Origin of the sequence: Cryobacterium algoricola, from assembly GCF_004402485.1 — a bacterium.
Classification (GTDB): domain Bacteria; phylum Actinomycetota; class Actinomycetes; order Actinomycetales; family Microbacteriaceae; genus Cryobacterium; species Cryobacterium algoricola.
In genome coordinates, this window is the sequence record NZ_SOFG01000017.1 from 35404 (window position 1) to 54150 (window position 18747).

Here is an 18747-nt window from a genome sequence, read left to right on the forward strand (position 1 = left end):
CGCACCGTCCGTCCGGGGCCATGCCCGGGTCGCTGATGTCTGTGACGAAAGGTTACCGTGCCGGACGCACTACCGTCGGCTGATCAGCGGCCTATTCGCCCGGATAGCGCAGTCCGATCCGTTCCCGGACGGTGTCGAGGGTCTCCATGATGCTCACCATCTCCGCGACCGGGAGCAGGTCGCTCTCGGTGAGGCCGGCGCGGATGACCCGTTCGGCTTCGACCGCCTGGAATTGCATCCCACGACCGGTCACGGCCGACACGTACGATTCGAGCACCTCACCGCTGCTGTTCAGCACCCGGAAACTCGTCGGCGAGTACCAGACCGCGTCGATCTCGATCCGGCCGAGGGTGCCCAGGATCACAGCCGTGTTCGTCCCTGCCGTGTCGCTCGCGGAGAGTGTGACGGCGATCTGGCCGCCCGGGTAACGGAAGGTCGTCGCGACCTGGGCATCCGCTCCCGTCGCCTTGAAGGTCGCCGCGGCGAGGATGGTCTCCGGCGTCCCGAAGAGCTCGGAGGCGAAGGTGATCGGGTACACGCCCAGGTCGAGCAGCGCGCCGCCGCCGAGCTGCATCGAGTTGAGCCGGTGCCCCGGATCGTCGGGGAGGTCCTGGGTGTGGTCGGCGATCAGGGTGTGCACGTCGCCGAGGGTTCCCGCGGCGATGATCTCCCGGATTCGCCGCATGTGCGGCAGGAACCGGGTCCACATCGCCTCGAGCACGAACAGGCCCTTCTCGGCCGCGAGTTCGGTGATCTCCCTGGCCTCGCGCGCGTTGAGCGTGAGCGGCTTCTCGATCAGCACGTGCTTGCCGTTGTTCAGGGCGAGCGTCGCGTTGGCGGCGTGAAACGGATGCGGGGTCGACACGTAGACGATGTCGACCTCGGGGTCAGCAGCGAGGGCCTCATAGCTCCCGTGGGCGGTGGGGATCCCGAATTCCGTCGCGAAGGCATCCGCCCCGGCCTGGGACCGGGACCCGACGGCCTGGACCGTGTGCCCGTGGAGAATCAGGTCATTCGTGAACGCATGGGCGATCCCGCCCGTTGCCAGGATTCCCCAGCGAATTGTCTCGGTCATGCTCAGAGCCTAGTCAGGTGCCGCTACAGCGCGGAGAGGGCGCGATCGAGGTCGGTGATCAGGTCGGTCGGGTCTTCGATGCCGATCGACAGCCGGATCAGTCCCGGCGCGATGCCGAGCCGGTCGCGGACCTCGGGCGTGAACGAGGAGTGGGTCGTCGTCGCGGGGTGCAGCGCCATCGAGCGGACGTCGCCGATGTTGGTCATCCGGCTGATCACCCGCAGGCCGTCGAGGAACCGGCGGGCTCCCGCCGAGCCGCCGCGCACTGTGACGGAGAAGACCGAGCCGCTGCGGCCGCCGTAAAGCCGTTCGGCGAGCTCGTGGTACGGACTGCCGGGCAGGCCGGCGTAGTCGACACTGTCGACGCGCGGATGCCCGTCGAGCCACTCCGCGATGGTGAGCGAATTCGAGAGGTGCCGTTCCATCCGGAGCGAGAGAGTCTCGATGCCCTGGTGCAGCAGGAAGGAGTTGAACGGGGAGAGCGCGGGACCGATGTCGTTCACGACGGCCTCGCGGGTCATCCGTGCGTAGGCGGTAGGGCCGTACTGCTCGAGGATCGAGGGCCGGCCCGGGCGCACCGGGTCAGTAAGCAGCGGGTAGGAGCGCGTGGAGGAGGCCCAGTCGAAGCGGCCGCCGTCGACGATGGTGCCGGACAGGGCGGCGCCGTGACCGCTCAGGAACTTCGTCGAGGAGTGCACGACGATGTCGGCGCCGTGTTCGAGGGGCCGGATCAGGAAGGGCGATGCGATCGTGTTGTCGACGACGAGGGGGATCCCGTGCCGGCGGGCGACGCGGGCGACCCGGGCGATGTCGACGATGTCGTTCTTGGGGTTCGGGATGGTCTCGGTGAAGATCGCCTTGGTGTCCGGCGTGATCTGGCGATCCCACTCGTCGTCGTCCGCTTCGTTCCAGACGTAGTCGACGCTGACGCCGAAGCGTTTGAAGCTACGGCCGAAGAGGACCCGCGTGCCGCTGTAGATGCTCGCGGTCGAGACGATCCGTTCGCCGGAGCCGGCGAGCGCGAGCAGCGCCGCGGTGATCGCCGCCTGGCCGGACGAGACGACGATGGCCTCGGTGCCGCCCTCGAGGGAGGCTATCCGCTTCTCGGCGACGGTGCCGGAGGGGTTGCGCTGCCGGGAGTAGATGAGGCCGTCGCCCTCGCCGGAGAAACGCCCGGCGGCGTCGTCGTAGGAGTCGAACCGGTAGCCGGCCGTCATCGCGATCGGCTGGATCCTGGCACCGTTGGAGCGGTCTTCCGTCTCGCCGGCGTGCACCTGGCGGGTGTCGAAGGCGTAGCCGTCCCAGTCGTACTCCGGAGCGGCGACGGTGTGCCCCGTGGTCGTGTCCCCGGGCGCGGTCTCCTCGAGGGTGGTGTCCTCGAGGGTGGGTTCGGTATCGGCCTGGTGGGTCACGGTGTTCCTGTCGTCGTCTGGTTCCGCTGTGCGTGGTGCCGGTGCACGGCATCCGCCATCTGGGTCACGGCCTGCTCGAGGATCGGCCGGGGCATGGCGAAGATCAGTCGGACGTACCCTGCATAACCCTTCCCGCACTGCGCGCCGTCGGTCACCGCAACACCCGCCTCTGTGCGGAAGAAGTCGGCGAGCGACCCCTCGATACCGAGCCGCCTACAGTCGAGCCAGGCGATGTAGGTCGCCTCGGGGATGCGGTAGCCGACCTCGGGCAGGTGCTCCGCCAGGAGCCGCCCGAGCTCGAGGCGATTGCCGTCGAGGTAGCCGGTGACCTCGGTGAGCCACTCCCGACCGTGCCGATAGGCTGCCGCCGCAGCGATGACCCCCGGTGTCGAGGCGCCATGGAGCACCGCGAAACCGAAGATCTGGTAGAGCTCCTCGTCGGCGGGGTTGGACGTGATGAGCTGCGCGGCCTTGAGCCCGGGGATGTTCCAGGCCTTCGAGGCTGAGGTCGCGGTGATCGTGTGCCGGGCGGTCACAGTCGAAAGGGACGCGTACGCCACGTGCGGCGTGGACCCGTAGCGGAGCGGCGAATGGATCTCGTCGGCGAAGACCCGGCCGTTGTGCCGGTCGACGATCACCGCGATGGCCTCGAGCTCCTCTCGGGAGATCGCGGTCCCGGTCGGGTTGTGCGGGTTGCACAGGATGAGGGTGCGCGCGCCGGCGTGGAAGGCCGCTTCGATCGCGACGAGGTCGTGCGTCCAGCGCCCGGCGGACTCGATGCCGGGCACCTCGAAGACCTCCCGGCCGAGTGTCGGGATGAAGGAGAGGAACGGCATGTAGGCGGGCGTCGGGATGATGACGCCGCTCCCGGCCGGGGAGTACTTCGTGATCGCGACCTCGAGGGCGGCCATCACGTCGGACACCGGGTGGATGTTCTCCGGGGCGATCTCCCAGCCGCAGTCGGTGCGCAGCCAGTCGGAGGCGGCTTCGGCCATCCGCCGGGTGGTCGCGGGGGCGAGGTAGCCGAGGTCGCCGTCATCGATCGCCCGGTGCAGGGCTTCGGTGACAGCCGGGGCGGTTCCGAAATCCATCTCGGCGACCCAGGCGCCGATGGTGCCGGCGTGCAGGCTCCACTTGCGGCTGTCGGCCCGGCTCAGCTGCTCGCGCGTGATCTCGTCAAAGCGGGAAGTCGTCATCAGAATCTCTCCGGTGGATGGCCGGAGGTGCCCCTGCCTGCCAAGTAGTGCTTGACCTGCACGCTACCAACTGCGTGCGATGCGGGGAGTCTCGGTGCGACACATAACGACTCAGTGCGAGATCACGGCGAACTAGCGCACGGTCGCGGTGCGGAGCGGCAACCAGATGCCCACCATCGCGATCACGACCAGCACGACGCCGGCGACGGCGAGCCACCAGAGCGCGAAGTTCGCGATCAGCACGGATGCCGACGGGAGCGCGATGATCAGGCCGACGATGATCAGGATGGCAGCGACGGCCGCGATCACCTGCGGGCCACGCGCCCCGAACCGCACCCAGGATGCGCCGAAGGCCCCGCCGACGCTCAGCAGGGCGAGCACCGAGAGGAAGACGATCGGGATCAGTTTCGCGAGGTCGCCGGCCCCGAGAATAGTGATGTCGAAGATGTAGAAGCCGGCGAACCAGTGCCCGGTGGCGAGCTCGAGCAGCGTCAGCACGGCGAACACCACGGTGAGGTAGGCGGCCTGCAGGATGTTCCATGCCAGGGTCCCCAGCGTGAACGCCCGCCGGGTCGCCCCGAGCGCCAGGGCGAACGGGAACGTGGTCGCGGCGGAGGCGACGCCCATGCTGACCAGGAACCCGGCAAGCGAGAACAGCATGCCGGTGTTGCTCCGGGACGCGTTGACCCACACCGTTGAGCCGGGCACGCTGCCACCCCGCAAGAAGAGCAGTGAGATCAGGATCGAGATCACCACGACGACCGCGACGATGAAGAGCGGCACCAGGAGGGCGACCACGCGCCGGTTCAGGTGCAGTTTGACGACCGATGTGATGGCGTTCATGCTGCTGCCGCTTCCTTCTGCTGGGTGGTGCGGGTGGACTGGTGATCGGTGTGCTCCGCCGCGTTTCCGGCGGTAGCGCCGTATGCCGCGACGAGCTGCTGTAGGGAGGCGGACTCGACCTGCACTCCCGCCCGGCGGGCGTCGGCGAGGAGGGCCTCGTCGGCGATCCCGGTGACGGTCACCGAGCTGAGAGAGCCGATGGCGCGCGTTTGCAGGACCGTGCGGCCTGCGGTCAGCCGGCCGACGGCATCCGCTGCGCCGCTGATCACGACCGCGAGTTCGCGGGCCTCGTCACGGTCGCAATCGACGGCCACCCGACCCGCGTTGAGAATGACAACCCGGTCGAAGAGCGACTCCGACTCGTCGATGAGGTGCGTCGAGAGCAGGATCGTGCGCGGATGCCGGCCGTAGTCCCGCAGGAGCACGTCGTAGAAGAGGGTGCGCGCTCCGACATCCAGACCGAGGTACGGCTCGTCGAAGAGGGTGACGGGGGCCCGGGAGGCGAGGCCGAGCACGATCGCGACGGCGGACAGCTGGCCACGGGAGAACTTCTTGATCGGCGTCTTCGCCGGGATCCGGAAGCCCTCGACGAGCTCGGCGGCGACCTCGGCGCTCCAGTCGGGTGCGAATTCGGGGGCGATCCGCAGCACGTGCTTGAGCTGGTAGTTGTCGGGGTAGCGCTGGTTGTCCCGGATGAAGCTGATCCGTTGGCCGGTGACCTCGTGCTCGAACGGGGTGTCGCCGAGCACGAGGGCCTCGCCGGAGGACGGCCGGTCGTGACCGGCGATGATCGACATCACCGTGGTCTTTCCGGCACCGTTGCTGCCGAAGAGCCCGCAGATCGAGCCCTCCGGCACACGGAAACTGACGTTGTCGAGAGCCGTGGCGTGACCGTAGGTTCGGGTCACGGCACGGATGTCGATGGCTGCGGTCATGAGAGAACTTCTTTCTCGATCATCGGGTTGGGGTCTGGGAGTGGGGCTGATTCTGGGAATGGTTCTGATTCTGGGACTGCGACTGCGACTGCGACTGGGCATCGGTCTCGGCTGCGATAATCCGGGCGAGCTCGTCGGTCTCGATGCCGAGCACGTGCGCCTCGCGGACGAGGGGCTCGACGAACAGCACGCGGAACGCCGCGTGCCGCTGGGCGCTGAGCATGTCGCGGGCGCCTTCGGACACGAACATGCCGACCCCCCGTTTCTTGAACAGCACACCCTGCTCGACGAGCACGTTCACGGCCTTGCCCGCCGTCGCCGGATTCATCTGGTAGAAAATCGCGTACTCGCTCGCCGACGGAACGGCCGTGCCCTCCGGATACGTTCCGGCCACGATGTCGTTGGCGATCTGCGCAGCGAGCTGCTGGAAGATCGGGCTGCCTTCGGAAAACACCTGTACCCCTTTGGTCCATTACTACACTAATGAACCTATGGACCCGAGCCGGCCCTGTCAAGCCCGGCGGGACATCCGCCTCCCCCGTCTTCAGGGGTGAGCACGGAGGCGGTGACCACGCCTCGGGTCGCCCGACTGAAGACGCAATACGAAAAACTCTCACGCACACGGTTTTGCGATGGACGGTGGGTTTCAGACTAGAGTCGCCGCATGACTATGACGGGGAAGTCGCGTGGGTCCTATGCCAAAACAGCTGGGCGACGGCGGGAGATCCTGGAGGCGAGCATCGAGGTTTTCGCCAACCACGGGTTCCGGAATGGATCGCTGCGTGAGATCGCCGAGCGGGTGGGAATGAGCCAGGCCGGCCTGCTGCACCACTTCTCGAACAAGAACGAGTTGCTCGCGGGCGTGCTCGAGCTGCGTGACGAACGCTCCGTGGCGCTCGTCCCCCTCGACGAAACGCCCGGCATCGAGACGATTCGCGGCATGGTGCGCGCCGCGGAATACAACGCCGAATTCGCCCCGGGGCTTGTCGAACTGCACTGTGTGCTCTCTGCCGAGGCGACGGCGCCAGAGCACCCGGCCCACCAGTACTTCGTCGACAGGTACACCTGGGTGGTTTCCCTGATGTCCGAGGCATTCACCAACGCTCAGGCTGCCGGTCAGCTGCGCGAAGGGGTCGACCCGCGGAGCGCCGCCCGGTCGCTCATCGCGCTCAGCGACGGCCTGCAGGTGCAATGGCTACTTGCCCCGGACACCCTCGACATGGCGGAGGAGCTCCGGAGTTTCCTGCGCCCCCTCTTTACGATCGACTTCTAGCCCGTTCCCCCGGCGCCCTCACCGGCCCGGTGATGTTCCGAATTCAGGAGTTGAGCGCGGATTCAGCCGGGAAAGCGCTTGTTTCGGGCGCGAACCCGCTCAACTCCTGAATTCGGCAGGGACGGGGCAGGACTAATGTGCGGGGCGGCCGGCGCCCTTCTCGCAGCAGCCGCTCGGGCAGCCGGGCAGCACGGGACCGTGCAGGCGCTCGAGGGCGAGGGTCGCGAGGGCGGCGACGAAAGCCGGGTGGATGCCGGGGGTCGCGACGCGCTCCATCGTCAGTCCGAGGGTGGTTGCGGTGGCCGCGGCCTCGGTGTCGAGGTCCCAGAGCACCTCCATGTGGTCGGAAATGAAGCCGATCGGCACGATCACGACGGCCTGCGTCCCGTCGGCGGCGAGCGCCCGGAGGGCGTCGTTCACGTCGGGTTCGAGCCACGGCATCGCCGGCGGACCGGACCGCGACTGGAACGCGAGCGACCACGCCGGCACCGACTCCCCGTCGGCCGCGGTGCCGCGATCGCCGCGGGAAGCGGCATCGGCGAGGGCGGCCATTACCGCAGCGGCGACGGCCCGGTGCTGGGCGAGGTAGGCCCCGCCCGCGCCGAAATCGACGCCGCGCGGCCCGCTGCGTGCGGCATCCGCCGTCGGGATCGAGTGCGTGGTGAAGAGCACGCGGGTGCGCGCGACCGGCAGCCCCCGCACCGCGAGGCGCGCAAGCGCAGCGCGCACGCCCTCGACGAAGGGCACGGTGAAGCCGGGCTCGTCGAAGTATGGGCGCACCGCGTCGATGCGCATGGTGGCGTCGAGCCCGGTCGTCATCAGGGCCCCCGCGATGTCCTCGCGGTACTGACGGCAGCTCGAGTACGAGCTGTACGCGCTCGTCGTGATCGCGAGCAGCCGGGCGTGTCCGGCAGCGGATGCCGCCCGCACCGTGTCCGCGAGAAGGGGCATCCAGTTGCGGTTGCCCCAGTACACCGGCAGCGGCTCACCGCGGTCGGCCAACTCGGCCTCGAGGGCGGCCCGCAGGGCCCGGTTCTGCCCGTTGACGGGGCTCACTCCCCCGAAGGCCCGGTAGTGGGTCGCGACGGTCTCGAGCCGTTCCTCGGGGATCCCGCGCCCACGCGTGACGTTGCGGAGGAACGGGATGACGTCGTCCTGGCCCTCTGGTCCGCCGAAGCCGAGCAGCAGCACGGCGTCGTATGCGCGGTCAGGCTGGGTCTCCTCCCCGGGCTCGCTCATGCCGTCAGGCCGGCCGCAGCATCCGTCCCCGGCAGGTACGGGCAGGCCGGGTCTTCGCCGAGGGGGTCGCCGCTCGAGGCGAAGGCACGCGCCCGGGAGCCGCCGCAGAGGTCGGCGTATTCGCAGCTGCCGCAGCGTCCGGTGAATTCGGTCGCGCGGATCTGCTTGAGCAGCGGGTTGTCGCGGTAGATCTCGGCGAGCGGTGTCGTCTCCACATTCCCGAGGCCGAGCGGCAGGAAGCCGGCCGGATAGACCTCACCGTCGTAGGCGACGAAGACGATGCCCTTGCCGTCGCGGGTCGAGGCCGTCTGCGCGCGGGGTAGTCCGATCGGCGGGCCCATCAGACTCTCGAGCCGACTGGCCAGCCGTTCGTAGAGCGCGGTTGCCGGTGCCGGGTCTCCCGCGCGGCGCCGGGCGACGACCCGCCGGAAGAACGGGGCCTCGACCGTGCGGATGATGAAGCCGTGCTGAGAGGCGTCGTAGAGGAAGTGGCAGATCTCCTCGTGCTCCTCGGGGGTCACAGCCTCCGTCGAGACGCCGCGTCCGACCTGCACGAGGAAGAAGACCTCCCAGATGGCCGCGCCGGCGTTCTGGATCAGGGCAGCGACATCCGCCAGTTCGTCGACGTTCGCGCGCATCACCGTGGTGTTCACCTGCACACTGAGTCCGGCGGAGGCGAGGGCGCGGATGGCGTTGACGGTGTCCTCGAAGTGGCCGGGGATGCCGCGGACGCCCTCGTGGGTCGGTGCGCTCGCCCCGTCGAGGCTGATCGACACGGCCTTGACCCCGCTCGCGACGATCTTCTCGATCATCGCGGCAGTGAGGGTGGGCGTGACCGAGGGCGAGAGCGCCGTCGGCAGGCCGAGCCCGGTGGCGTATTCGACGAGCTCGAACAGGTCGGGGCGCATCAGGCAGTCGCCACCGGTGAGCACGAGGATCGGGTACGGCCGGCCGAAGCCGGCGATGTGGTCGATCAGGTCCTTGCCCTGGGCCGTGGTGAGTTCGCCGGGCAGCGCCTGCATCGTCGCGCTCGCGCGGCAGTGCTTGCAGGCGAGGGCACACGCGCGGGTCGTCTCCCAAAAGACGAGCATCGGGCGCTTCGAGTAGTCCGGCCCGGGGCCGCGGCGGGCGGCGGGCAGGGTCGGCAGCACGGCGGAGTGACCGAGCACGTGACTGCGGGTCGGGTCGAGCACGTCGACACCGATCGCAGCGGATGCGCCGGCCCCGGTGGTCTCGACGGCCCCGGTGGTCTGAGTGGTCTGGGTGGCGGTGCTCATGACACGACCTCGCTCGGTGCCTGCGCCGCGGCGATGGTGCCCGCGGCGCTGCTTGCGGCGATCCGGGTGGCGACGCGTTCGGCGTCGGCGATGCAGCTCGCGAGTCCCACCCCGCGATACGCCGACCCGGTCAGGTGTACCCCGGGCAGTCCGGCGAGCTCCCGTTCGGCGGTGTCGAGGCGGCCCTGGTGCCCGACGACGTACTGCGGCATCCCGAGCGGCCAGCGCTCGATGTGGTGAGTGGTCGGTCTCCCGGTCATGCCCAGGGCGTCCACGAGCTCGGCGTGCACCTGCGCGACGAGCGTCTCGTCGTCGAGCCCGGCCCAGCGGGTGTCCCCGGCGCGACCGACCATGCAGCGGATGAGGACGGTCGCCTCATCGGCCAGGTGCGGCCATTTGTTGCTCGAGACGGTGCAGCCGACCACGAGCTTGCCCTCGACCGGCGGAACCAGGAAACCGTTGCCGCCGAGCGGGCGGCCGAGCGCCGAGCGCGGGTAGGCGAGGCAGATCGTGGCGACATCCGTGTAGGGGATCCCGGCGAGCGCGGCCCCGAGCACGGGGTTCTCGTCCCTGAGCAGGTCGGCGGCGACGAACGCGGGGCCGGCGAGCACCACGGCGTCGGCCTCGACGCTCGTGTCGTCGGAGAGTCCAACGCGGTAGCCGGCGCCCTCGCGGGCGAGACTCGTCGCGGCCGTGCCGAGGCGGATGTCGTCGCCCGCCGCACGCGCGGCGAGCGCGTCGATGACGCGACCGAGTCCGCCCTCGACAGTGACGAGCGTAGCCCCGCCGGCCCGGGCGAGCCGGGGCGCTGCACCGGCGGACGCCGCTGCGCGAGACCCGGCCGCGGCATCCCCCGCGGTGGAGAGAGCCACGGTGGCACCGGTGCCGGCGGAGAGCGCGGCGGCGGCCTTCGCGGCCCCCGCACGGCGCCGGCGGCGGAGCGCGAGGTTCAGGCTGCGGTTGCCGCGGGCGAGCACTTCGATGTCGGGGGCGGTGCTGTGCGCGCTGAGTTCGTCGGCGCGGCCGGCGTGGATGCCGCCGAGGAGCGGGTCCACGAGCCGGTCGAAGACCTCACGGCCCATCCGCGGGACCACGATCTCGGCGATGGTGGGGTCGGCCGGCAGTGTGCGCCCGACCGGCAGGGCCAGGTCGACGAGCACCCGGGCGAAGCCGAGCGGGGTGAGCAGGCGTGACCGAAGCAGCGGCAGGAGGCGGTCGGGGATGCCGAACACGGTTCCGGTGGGCAGCGTGCGGAGCCGGCCGCGGGACCAGATCCGCGATCCGCCGCTCGCGGGTGCCACGACGAGGTCCGCGAGGCCCAGGTCGGTGAGGAGGTTGACGGCGACGGGGGCGCGCACCATCAGCGCATCGGGGCCGGCGTCGACCGAGTGCCCGGCGAACTCCTCGGTGACGATCTTTCCGCCGAGGCGGGGCGAGGCTTCGACCAGGGTGATCAGCACCCCGTCCCCGAGCGACTGGTGCAGATAGTGGGCTGTCGCCAGTCCGCTGATTCCGCCGCCGACGATGACGACCCGGGGTCGAGAGAGCACGTAAGGTCCTTCCGTTGCCGGTGGACCGGCACAGTCGGAAGGCTGGAGCACACCGTTCCATCGATCCTACGGCTCGGCCGGAAAGGGTTTTCCGACACTAGTGTCGGCGCCCCGTTCCGCCGCGCCCCCGTGACCCCAGACCGCGGCTGCGCCTACTTGGCGTGCGCCTCGGTCTTCTGCAGCTGCCACTCGAGGTCGTCGGGCGAGAGATTGGCGTCGCGGAAGGCATCCGTCAGCGGCAGCTGCAGGCGCAGGTCGGTGCCGAGGCAGAGGGCGGCGTGGCCGGACTTCAGCTTGAAGTCGAGCACGTGGCCGCCGGCGCTGCGGTCGTCGGTGACGAAGTGGGCGTGGCAGCCGGGAACGCCGATGCCCTGCTCGTAGAGCGGGGTGCGGAAACCGACGATGGTGCCGGTCACGTTGTGCAGTTCGACGATCGCGTCCTCGTCGGTCGCCTCGACCATCGGGCGGTACGGCTTCTCCTGCTTGACCACGGTGCGCATGGTGATCCACTCGAATTCGGCGTCGATCCGCAGCGCGTACATGTAATTCTCTGACGAGGTCATGTGGTCGATGAAGGCGGACGCCTCGGCCCGGAGCACGCCGTCAGGCAGGTCGCTCTCGACGTGGGGGACGAAGTTCGTGACGACCGCGTACGGCGTGTGCGCGCCGAGGTCGGCCTTTGAGACGCCGCCGTCGGCGCGCAGCTGGTAGCAACTGCCGTCGAGGATCAGCATTTCGCCGTCGAGCCCGTTGAAGGTGCCGATGCCGAAGCTGCCGTGGCCGAGCAGGTCGCGCACTGTCATCTCGCCCTCGTACACGCCGTCGAGCAGGGCGCTCATCAGGCTCGTTTGGAAGATCTCGTGGCGGGAGACCGTGAATTCACTCATTGCAACACATCGCTTTCCAGATCAGCCATGAGCTCATCCCGGTTGTTTCGGTAGTCGACGCGCACGTCGATGATGCTCGGCCCCGGCTCGGCCATTGCCTGCTTCAGCACACCTGCGAAATCGTCGAGGTGGGTGACCCGGTAGCCGTGCGCGCCGAAGGACTCGGCGTACTGGACCGCGTCGTAGTCGCCGAGCTGCACGCCGGAGGTGCGGCCGTACTTGCCCTGCTGCTGGAATGCGACCATGTCGTAGGTGCCGTCGTTGAAGATCACGTGGGTGAACGTCGAGCCGAGGCGGACCGCGGTCTCGAGTTCCATCGCCGAGTAGAGGAAACCACCGTCGCCCGAGACCGAGACGACCGGCGTTCCGGGCCGCACGAGGGTCGCGGCGATCGCCCACGGCAGCGCGACGCCGAGCGTCTGCTGGCCGTTCGAGAAGAGCAGCGTCCGCGGGTGATAGGTGCGGAAGTGCCGGGCCATGTAGATGTAGTGCGAGCCGACGTCGCAGAGCACGGTCGTGTCGTCGGGCAGCAGTTTCCGCATCGCGAGGGTCAGTGCCGCGGGGTGCACGCCCTCGGACTCGTCCTCGTTCCAGTGCGGCTCGTCGGCCTCGGCGAGGCGGGACCGCTCGGTGGCGACGACAGCGGATGCCGCGGCGCCGAGCTCGAGGCCGTCGATCTGCCGGGCGAGCGCGTCGATGGTCTCGGCGACGTCGCCACGCAGCTCGACCGTCGGACGGTAGTAGTCGTCGAGGTCGGCGGAGAGCTCGTCGAGGTGGATGATCCGGCGCTGGTGGTCCTTGTTCCACTTCGAGGGCTCGTACTCGACGAAGTCGTAGCCGATCGCGAGGATGAGGTCGGCCTTGTGCAGCAGGATGTCGCCCGGCTGGTTGCGGAACAGACCCACCCGGCCGAGGTAGTGCTCTTCGAGCTCGTGGGATAGCACGCCGGCCGCCTGGAACGTCTCGACGACGGGGAGGTCGGCGACGCCCAGCAGGCGGTGCAGGGCGGCAGTGGCCCGGTCGGACCCCGCACGTGCTCCGGCGAGGATGACCGGGAATTCCGCGTTCTTCAGCAGTTCGGCGGCGCGCGTGACGCTCTCCGCGGGGGCGGCGCCGAGGCGCGGCACCCAGTGCGGGCCTGTCATCGACACGGTCGTCGTGTCGACGAGCACGTCGTACGGAAGCACGACCGCGGCGGCGCCCTTGGGCTCCTGGGTCGCGCGACGGAAGGCATTGGCGATGGCCTCCGGTACGTTGTCGGCGACGCTGACCTCGCCGGCGGACTTGGTCACGGCGGAGAGCATGCCGACGGCGTCCATGGACTGGTGCGTGCGCTTGAGTCGGTCAGCGCGGGAGACCGCGCCGCAGATCGCGACCATCGGGTCGCCCTCGGTCGTGGCCGTGAGCAGCCCGGTTGCGAGGTTGGAGGTGCCGGGCCCGCTCGTGACGAGCACCACTCCGGGTTGTCCGCTCAGCCGGCCGACGGCGGCGGCCATGAAGGCCGCGTTCTGCTCGTGCCGGCAGACGATGAGTTCGGGGCCGTCGTCGACGAGGGCGTCGTAGACGGGGTCGATCTTGGCGCCGGGCACGCCGAACACCCATTTCACCCCGTGGGCCTTGAGCACCTCGACGACCCGGTCGGCCGAGCGGCGGGGCGCTGCGGGCACGCCGAGGCCATCCGTTACTGCCGAGTTCGGGGTGTGTGCCGCCACTGCCGGCGTCGGGGTTTCCGCCACGGGGCCGCTGCCCAGGACAGTTGAATTGTTCGTCACGTCATGCCTTCCGGTTCGCCGTTCGAGCGGCTCCCTCTATCTATCGTCCCGCTCCAACAGATAAGAAACAACGCCGAATGGTGATGGAACCAATCTCCAAATGAGATGATTTACGGGTGGATGTGCGACAGTTCGAATTCTTCAGCGCGGTGGCGAGCGAGCTGAGCTTCACGCGGGCCGCCGACCGGCTCACGATCGCGCAGTCGGCGGTGTCCGCGGGGGTGCGCGCGCTCGAGAACGAGCTCGGCGTCGAGCTCTTCGACCGGAGCCGCAGGCAGATCCGGCTCACCTCGACGGGCGAGCTGTTGCTGCCCAAGGTGCGCGAGGCGCTCGACGCCGTCAACGGGGTGCGCGACGCCGCAGAGGAGACCACCCACGCGATCACCGGGTCGATCGTGATCGGCCTGATGACCTCGGTCACCCTCGTCAATGTGCCCCGGCTGCTCGGGCTGTTCCGCACCGGCCACCCGGGAGTCGGGGTGCGGCTGCGGGCGGCGAGGCGCGGTTCGGCGGGGCTCCTCGACGAGCTCGCGACGGGCGAACTCGACCTCGCGTTCCTCGCGCTCAGCGGGCCGGTGCCCACCCAGCTCGTGGCCGCACCGATCTCCTCATCGCCGATGGTCCTCGTGGTGCCCGCCGACCACCGCCTCGCCACGGCGGGACACGTCGGCCTCGACCATCTCGACGACCTCGCCCCCGAGGAATTCATCGACCTGCCGCCCGGCTACGCGAGCCGGCAGATTGTGGACGAGACCTTCGCCGCGGCCGGCCTCGAGCGCCGGGTGATGATCGAGGTGTCCGACATCGGCACCGCCGCCGAGTACGTGACCAACGGCCTCGGCGTCGCCCTGCTGCCCGAATTCGCCGCCCGCGACGCCCGCAACGTGCGGCGCCTCCCCGTGGCGGGCATGCCCGACTTCACCGTCTATCTCGCGGCCTCGCGCACGCGGCGGCTCTCGGCGGCGGTGCGGGCCTTCATCGACCTGGCCCTCGCCGATGACGAGACCGGCGCGATCCGGTGACGCGGTAGCGCGGTGATGCAGTGATGCCCCGGCTCGTCGTGGTCCTCCCGCTGGCGCCGCTGAACGTCGGCGACACCTTCCTGGTGCGCGACTGGCCCCTGCACGTGACGGTGCTGGCGCCGTTCCTGACGGATGCCGCGCCCGGCGCGATCGCGGAGGCTCTCGAGGCCGCGGCATCCGCTCTGCCCGCGCTGAGCGTGGTCGCCGGCGGCGCCGAACGGTTCGGGCGCCGCCACGACATCCCCGTGACCGTGCTCGAGCCGCACCCCGGACTGACCGCGCTGCATGACCTCGTGGTCGCCGCGGTGCGCCCGTATGCAGCCGCCCCGGACGAGGCGGCGTTCACCGGGACCGAATTCCGGGCGCACGTCACCGACAAGCACCACGCGCGCGTGGCGACCGGCGAGACCCTCGAGCTCGGCCAGCTCGCGCTTGTCGACATGGCGCCCCGGGCCGACCCGGCCGGCCGCGCCGTGCTCGCGACGATCCCGCTGCGCCCGCGCCCGCCCCGCCCCTAGCCTCGGCGATGCGCCGTCCGGGGAGCCGGAAGCAGCAGCGAGATCGCGGCGGCGAACCCCGCGAAGCCGATGGTCCACCAGAACGCCGCCGCGAACCCCGCGGCGAGGCCACCAGGGGCCGAGACCACGGCACCCTGGAGCACGACAGCGACGATGGCCACCCCGAACGAGCCACCGAGTTGCTGGCTGATCCGGGTGATCATCGACGCGTGTGGCATCGCCTCCCGGTCGAGGTCCACGTAGGCGACGGTCATCGTCGGGATCAACACGGCGCCGAGGCCCAGGCCGCGCACGAGGAGCACGACCGCGAGCCACCACTGGTTGGTGTCCGCGCCGGCGAAGGCGAACGGAATGGTCGAGAGCCCCACGATGAGGAAGCCGACCACGGCGATCCAGCGCGCCCCGAACCGGTCGGTGAGCGACCCGGCGATGGTGCGCGACAGGAGCGAGCCGACGCCCTGCGGAATCAGCAGGAACGCCGCCCCGAGCACGTCGAAGCCGCGCAGGCTCTGCCAGTAAAGCGGAAGGAGCAGCATCGCCCCGTACATGCAGGCGCCCGTCACGAAGAGGATCACGGACGCGACGCCCACGGGCCGAGTGGCAAGCAGGTGGATGTCGATGAGCGCTGCGTCGCCCCGGCGCCACGCCCAGACGATGAAGCCGACGAGCAGTGCCACGCCGAGCAGCACCGGCGGGTACACGTCGGTCCGTCCGAAACCGCCGTCTCCGTGCACATTCGAGAGACCGAGCAGGATTCCCACGAGCGCGGGCGTCAGGAGGACGAAGCCGACGACATCCAGCCGCGGACGCGCCACGCCCAGGCCCGGGCGGTCGTCGGGAAGGGCCCGCCACGCGAGGACGAGTCCGACCGCGACGATCGGCACGTTGACCAGGAACAGCCAGCGCCAGTTCAGCCAGTTCAGGATGAAGCCGCCGAGCACCGGGCCGAGGATGGGCCCGACCGCGATCGGCAGGCTCACCGTTGCCGCGATCTTGCCGAGGGCCTTCCCGGCGGATGCCTGCATCGCGAGGGTCTGCATCAGCGGGAAGATCATCCCGGCGCCGAACCCCTGCACGACCCGGAACCCGATCAGGCTCGGCGCGTCCCAGGCGAGCGAGCAGAGGATGGAACCGAGCACAAAGATGACCAGGGCGAGCATCCAGAGTCGCTTGCCGCCGAACCGCGCCTGTGCCCAACCGACGAGCGGGATCGCGACGGCGAGCGCCAGCAGATACCCGGTGCTCACCCACTGGATGACGGCGACCGTCGTGTTCAACTCGCTCGCGAGTGTGTGGATGGCGATCGTGACAATGGTTGTGTCGAGCACCGCGGCGACCCCGCCGGTGATCAACGCGGTCAGGGCCCGCTTCGTCTGCGGGTCGAGGACGTCCGGGTCCGTGGCTTGTGTCATCGTGGCCTTCTCCAACCGATATAAGAAACTGTCTCGTTTCCTCAGAGCATAGGCCGGTTGGATAAGATACTCAAATGGATCCTGTAATCGAGCGCGTTCCGGCGTCGCGGCGTCGCGGCGCCGAACTGGAGTCCGCAATCCTCGACGCGGCGTGGGAACAGCTGCTCGCAGCGGGTTACGGCGCGCTCACCTTCGAGGCCGTCGCCGAGCGCGCCCATACGAGCAAACCGGTGCTCTACCGGCGCTGGTCCACCCGTGAGGAGCTCTTCCTCGCGGTCCTGCGGCACCGCGGGGCGGCGGATGCCATCCCCCTTCCCGACACCGGATCCCTCCGCGGCGACGTGATGGCCCTGCTCTCGGCAGCGAGCGTACGCCGCACGGGCATGGCGGCACTCTTGAGCGCCCGCCTGTCGGCCTACTACCAGGAGGGCACGCTCACCCCGGCCGACCTGCGCCGCGAGTTCATCGGCGACCGGCAACTCTCCATGGTCACGATCCTCGAGCGGGCCCGGGCACGGGGCGAACTCCGACCCGGGCCGATCAGCGAGCGGGTGGCCGGGGTCCCGTTCGACCTGTTCCGGAACGAGGCCATGATGACCCTGACCGCCGTGCCGGCCGAGGTGATCCGCGAGATCGTCGACGACGTCTTCCTCCCACTGGTCGCGGCGCCGGTCACCCGGGCGAGTGCGGCGGACGTCACGCCGTAAGTCACGCCGCGGGCGGCCCGTCCAGCGGATGCGCCGCGAAGAACCTGAGGACGGCATCCGTCGCCCACTCACTCTCGAGGAAGTACCCGTGCCGCAGCCCGGGCAGCTCCCCGAATGCGGCATTCGGAATATGTTCGGCGAGGCGTTCGCCGTTCGCGGGCGGCGTGACCTCATCGGCATCGCCGTGGAGGACGAGCGTCGGCGCGGCGATCCTCGGCAGGTGGTCCCAGGCATCGTGCGCGGTGCTCGCGTCGAACAACAAGCGTCGGGTGTGGATCGAGGTCGGGCGCACGAACATGGCGGCGACGAGTTCCGAGTGAGACGTGATAAACGCATCCGTGAAGAACAGCGGGCCCATCGAGAGCGCGTCACCTCTGGCCATGCGCTGGGCGACAGCGACCGACCGGGTCAGGCCACGGGCGTCGCCGCCGCTCGTTGCTCCGAGCACGAGGGCGCCGAGGCGATCGGGGTGATTGATCGCGAACCACTGCGCGACCCGACCACCCATCGAGTGGCCGTACACGTGCGCCCTGTCGATGCCGGCAGCGTCGAGCACCGCGACGATGTCCTCGGCGAGCGCCGCGGTCGTGAAGCGCGCGTCGCTGCCGGGCTCACTGCCGCCGACCCCGCGGGTGTCGAAGGTGATCACCCGGTGCCGGGCGCCGAACGCCGGAAGCAACGGAGACCACGATCGGCTCGAGACGCCCTGCCCGGCGATCAGCACGACGGGATCGCCGGGTGCGTCGCCGGGTGCGTTTGCGCCGGTCGATGACCAGGCAATGCGGGCGCCGTCGGGCGCGGGGGCGTACTCCATGGCTGCCTTCCGAGCGGGGCGTGGGACTCCCCCATCGTAACGAGCGGTGCCGCACGGCCCTGCGCCGGCGGGCGCCGCCGGGCTCAGCCGATGAAGGTGCTCGTCGTCACCTCGAACTCCTCGACACCCACGATCGTCAGGTGCTGCTCGACGATCGTGTCCGCGCGGATGGTGTCAGAGGCCTCCCGGCTCCCCGCGAGGGAGTCCTCCGAGTCCCAGAGCGTGATGGCCAGGGCGGTGTTATTCTCCGTGCCCCTCAGGAAATACATCCCGCGGCAACCGGGATTCGCCAGCACCCGCAGCATGGTGGCATTCTCATTTGCGTGAAGGTCAGTGTCGGGGCTAGTCGTGAACGTGCTGATTCGGGCATACATCGTCAGGACTCCACCATCATCACGACGGTTTCCGGTCGGACGCCGTCGAACTGCATGGCCTCCGCCGCGATTTCGGATGCCATCACCCGCTGGAAGACGTCCATGTCGTGCACGTCGGCGATCAGCCCGACCCTGTGGTCGTCGGTCGGGTCGATGAAGGTCTGGACGGTGATGCCCAGCGGCCCGAAGATCTCTTCCCGCCTGGGTGAGTTTAGCCAGTGCTCGACGTCATCGACTTCGTGGAAGATCAACACCGTTGTCATGATTGCCTCTCTCGTTTCCGACGCTGGGACAGGAGGGTGATCGGCTCGTTCGCGCGCGAATCAGCGATCGCGGCGACCGTACCGCCGCTTGCGCCCGAGCGATAGGGACCGCAGCACCCGTGCCTCCGGACGTGGCCGACCGATTCGGCACCCCCGTCGACGACCTCACCTATTTGAA

General features: G+C 69.6%; 19 protein-coding genes. 4 read left to right on the plus strand and 15 right to left on the minus strand.

What is annotated here, in order from left to right:
* Positions 1-91 precede the first annotated feature (91 nt).
* The 6 genes from E3O44_RS13215 to E3O44_RS13240 form a co-directional block, all read right to left on the minus strand.
* A complete protein-coding gene (locus E3O44_RS13215) occupies positions 92-1075 on the minus strand; it encodes a Gfo/Idh/MocA family protein (RefSeq protein WP_134535248.1) in 984 nt (327 codons plus the stop codon).
* Positions 1076-1098: 23 nt separating this feature from the next.
* Positions 1099-2349, minus strand: a complete 1251-nt coding sequence (locus E3O44_RS13220; protein WP_241976328.1) for an O-acetylhomoserine aminocarboxypropyltransferase/cysteine synthase family protein — start codon at positions 2347-2349, stop codon at positions 1099-1101.
* Positions 2350-2483: 134 nt separating this feature from the next.
* On the minus strand, positions 2484-3683 hold the full coding sequence (locus E3O44_RS13225) for a MalY/PatB family protein (RefSeq protein ID WP_134535250.1): 1200 nt from the start codon (positions 3681-3683) through the stop codon (positions 2484-2486).
* Between the two features lie 132 nt (positions 3684-3815).
* Complete coding sequence (locus tag E3O44_RS13230; protein ID WP_134535251.1) at positions 3816-4526, minus strand: hypothetical protein; 711 nt, start codon at positions 4524-4526, stop codon at positions 3816-3818.
* Entirely contained in the window at positions 4523-5461 is a 939-nt protein-coding gene (locus E3O44_RS13235) for an ABC transporter ATP-binding protein (protein WP_134535252.1), read from the minus strand. Before E3O44_RS13235 ends, E3O44_RS13230 begins: the two co-directional genes overlap by 4 nt.
* 19 nt (positions 5462-5480) lie before the next feature.
* Positions 5481-5915, minus strand: coding sequence for a GntR family transcriptional regulator (locus E3O44_RS13240; RefSeq protein WP_134535253.1), 435 nt, complete (start codon positions 5913-5915; stop codon positions 5481-5483).
* 210 nt (positions 5916-6125) lie between these two features.
* Between E3O44_RS13240 and E3O44_RS13245 the strand changes: the two genes are divergently transcribed.
* Positions 6126-6734 (plus strand): TetR/AcrR family transcriptional regulator, encoded by a 609-nt coding sequence (locus tag E3O44_RS13245; RefSeq protein WP_134535254.1) that lies wholly within the window; start codon positions 6126-6128, stop codon positions 6732-6734.
* 132 nt (positions 6735-6866) lie between these two features.
* Here the strand turns inward: E3O44_RS13245 and E3O44_RS13250 are convergent, their stop codons facing one another.
* The 5 genes from E3O44_RS13250 to alsS form a co-directional block, all read right to left on the minus strand.
* On the minus strand, positions 6867-7973 hold the full coding sequence (locus tag E3O44_RS13250; protein ID WP_134535255.1) for a ferrochelatase: 1107 nt from the start codon (positions 7971-7973) through the stop codon (positions 6867-6869).
* A complete protein-coding gene (locus E3O44_RS13255; protein WP_134535256.1) occupies positions 7970-9250 on the minus strand; it encodes a TIGR04053 family radical SAM/SPASM domain-containing protein in 1281 nt (426 codons plus the stop codon). The genes E3O44_RS13250 and E3O44_RS13255 overlap by 4 nt, the downstream gene beginning before the upstream one ends.
* On the minus strand, positions 9247-10800 hold the full coding sequence (hemG, locus tag E3O44_RS13260; protein WP_166792657.1) for a protoporphyrinogen oxidase: 1554 nt from the start codon (positions 10798-10800) through the stop codon (positions 9247-9249). The genes E3O44_RS13255 and hemG overlap by 4 nt, the downstream gene beginning before the upstream one ends.
* Before the next feature lie 152 nt (positions 10801-10952).
* Positions 10953-11687: an acetolactate decarboxylase gene (gene budA, locus E3O44_RS13265; protein ID WP_134535258.1), complete on the minus strand. Its 735-nt coding sequence runs from the start codon at positions 11685-11687 to the stop codon at positions 10953-10955.
* The gene (gene alsS, locus E3O44_RS13270; protein ID WP_241976319.1) at positions 11684-13459 is read right to left on the minus strand and encodes an acetolactate synthase AlsS; all 1776 of its coding nucleotides are present in this window, start codon (positions 13457-13459) and stop codon (positions 11684-11686) included. Before alsS ends, budA begins: the two co-directional genes overlap by 4 nt.
* 116 nt (positions 13460-13575) lie before the next feature.
* Between alsS and E3O44_RS13275 the strand changes: the two genes are divergently transcribed.
* Both E3O44_RS13275 and E3O44_RS13280 read left to right on the plus strand, forming a co-directional pair.
* Positions 13576-14481, plus strand: a complete 906-nt coding sequence (locus E3O44_RS13275) for a LysR family transcriptional regulator (protein ID WP_241976320.1) — start codon at positions 13576-13578, stop codon at positions 14479-14481.
* A gap of 23 nt (positions 14482-14504) precedes the next feature.
* Positions 14505-14999, plus strand: a complete 495-nt coding sequence (locus E3O44_RS13280) for a 2'-5' RNA ligase family protein (RefSeq protein ID WP_134535259.1) — start codon at positions 14505-14507, stop codon at positions 14997-14999.
* On the opposite strand, the gene E3O44_RS13285 is transcribed toward E3O44_RS13280, so the two are convergent.
* Positions 14996-16411 carry an MDR family MFS transporter gene (locus tag E3O44_RS13285; protein WP_134535260.1) on the minus strand — a complete coding sequence of 472 codons (1416 nt, stop codon included), beginning with the start codon at positions 16409-16411 and terminating at the stop codon, positions 14996-14998. The two genes, E3O44_RS13280 and E3O44_RS13285, sit on opposite strands and share 4 nt — an antisense overlap.
* A gap of 74 nt (positions 16412-16485) precedes the next feature.
* On the opposite strand from E3O44_RS13285, the gene E3O44_RS13290 reads away from it, so the two are divergent.
* Positions 16486-17118, plus strand: coding sequence for a TetR/AcrR family transcriptional regulator (locus E3O44_RS13290; RefSeq protein WP_134535261.1), 633 nt, complete (start codon positions 16486-16488; stop codon positions 17116-17118).
* Position 17119: 1 nt separating this feature from the next.
* Here the strand turns inward: E3O44_RS13290 and E3O44_RS13295 are convergent, their stop codons facing one another.
* The 3 genes from E3O44_RS13295 to E3O44_RS13305 all read right to left on the minus strand — a co-directional run bounded on the left by E3O44_RS13295 (position 17120) and on the right by E3O44_RS13305 (position 18569).
* Positions 17120-17932 carry an alpha/beta fold hydrolase gene (locus tag E3O44_RS13295; RefSeq protein WP_134535262.1) on the minus strand — a complete coding sequence of 271 codons (813 nt, stop codon included), beginning with the start codon at positions 17930-17932 and terminating at the stop codon, positions 17120-17122.
* Positions 17933-18015: 83 nt separating this feature from the next.
* Entirely contained in the window at positions 18016-18237 is a 222-nt protein-coding gene (locus E3O44_RS13300; RefSeq protein WP_241976321.1) for a hypothetical protein, read from the minus strand.
* Between the two features lie 71 nt (positions 18238-18308).
* Complete coding sequence (locus E3O44_RS13305; protein WP_134535264.1) at positions 18309-18569, minus strand: hypothetical protein; 261 nt, start codon at positions 18567-18569, stop codon at positions 18309-18311.
* Positions 18570-18747: the final 178 nt, after the last annotated feature.

Coding starts and splice junctions, on each gene's coding strand:
- E3O44_RS13215 (WP_134535248.1), bottom strand. CDS start 1,075: ATGACCGAGACAATTCGCTGGGGAATCCTGGCAACGGGCGGGATCGCC.
- E3O44_RS13225 (WP_134535250.1), bottom strand. CDS start 3,683: ATGACGACTTCCCGCTTTGACGAGATCACGCGCGAGCAGCTGAGCCGG.
- E3O44_RS13230 (WP_134535251.1), bottom strand. CDS start 4,526: ATGAACGCCATCACATCGGTCGTCAAACTGCACCTGAACCGGCGCGTG.
- E3O44_RS13235 (WP_134535252.1), bottom strand. CDS start 5,461: ATGACCGCAGCCATCGACATCCGTGCCGTGACCCGAACCTACGGTCAC.
- E3O44_RS13245 (WP_134535254.1), top strand. CDS start 6,126: ATGACTATGACGGGGAAGTCGCGTGGGTCCTATGCCAAAACAGCTGGG.
- E3O44_RS13250 (WP_134535255.1), bottom strand. CDS start 7,973: ATGAGCGAGCCCGGGGAGGAGACCCAGCCTGACCGCGCATACGACGCC.
- E3O44_RS13255 (WP_134535256.1), bottom strand. CDS start 9,250: ATGAGCACCGCCACCCAGACCACTCAGACCACCGGGGCCGTCGAGACC.
- budA (WP_134535258.1), bottom strand. CDS start 11,687: ATGAGTGAATTCACGGTCTCCCGCCACGAGATCTTCCAAACGAGCCTG.
- E3O44_RS13280 (WP_134535259.1), top strand. CDS start 14,505: ATGCCCCGGCTCGTCGTGGTCCTCCCGCTGGCGCCGCTGAACGTCGGC.
- E3O44_RS13285 (WP_134535260.1), bottom strand. CDS start 16,411: ATGACACAAGCCACGGACCCGGACGTCCTCGACCCGCAGACGAAGCGG.
- E3O44_RS13290 (WP_134535261.1), top strand. CDS start 16,486: ATGGATCCTGTAATCGAGCGCGTTCCGGCGTCGCGGCGTCGCGGCGCC.
- E3O44_RS13295 (WP_134535262.1), bottom strand. CDS start 17,932: ATGGAGTACGCCCCCGCGCCCGACGGCGCCCGCATTGCCTGGTCATCG.
- E3O44_RS13300 (WP_241976321.1), bottom strand. CDS start 18,237: ATGCTGCGGGTGCTGGCGAATCCCGGTTGCCGCGGGATGTATTTCCTG.
- E3O44_RS13305 (WP_134535264.1), bottom strand. CDS start 18,569: ATGACAACGGTGTTGATCTTCCACGAAGTCGATGACGTCGAGCACTGG.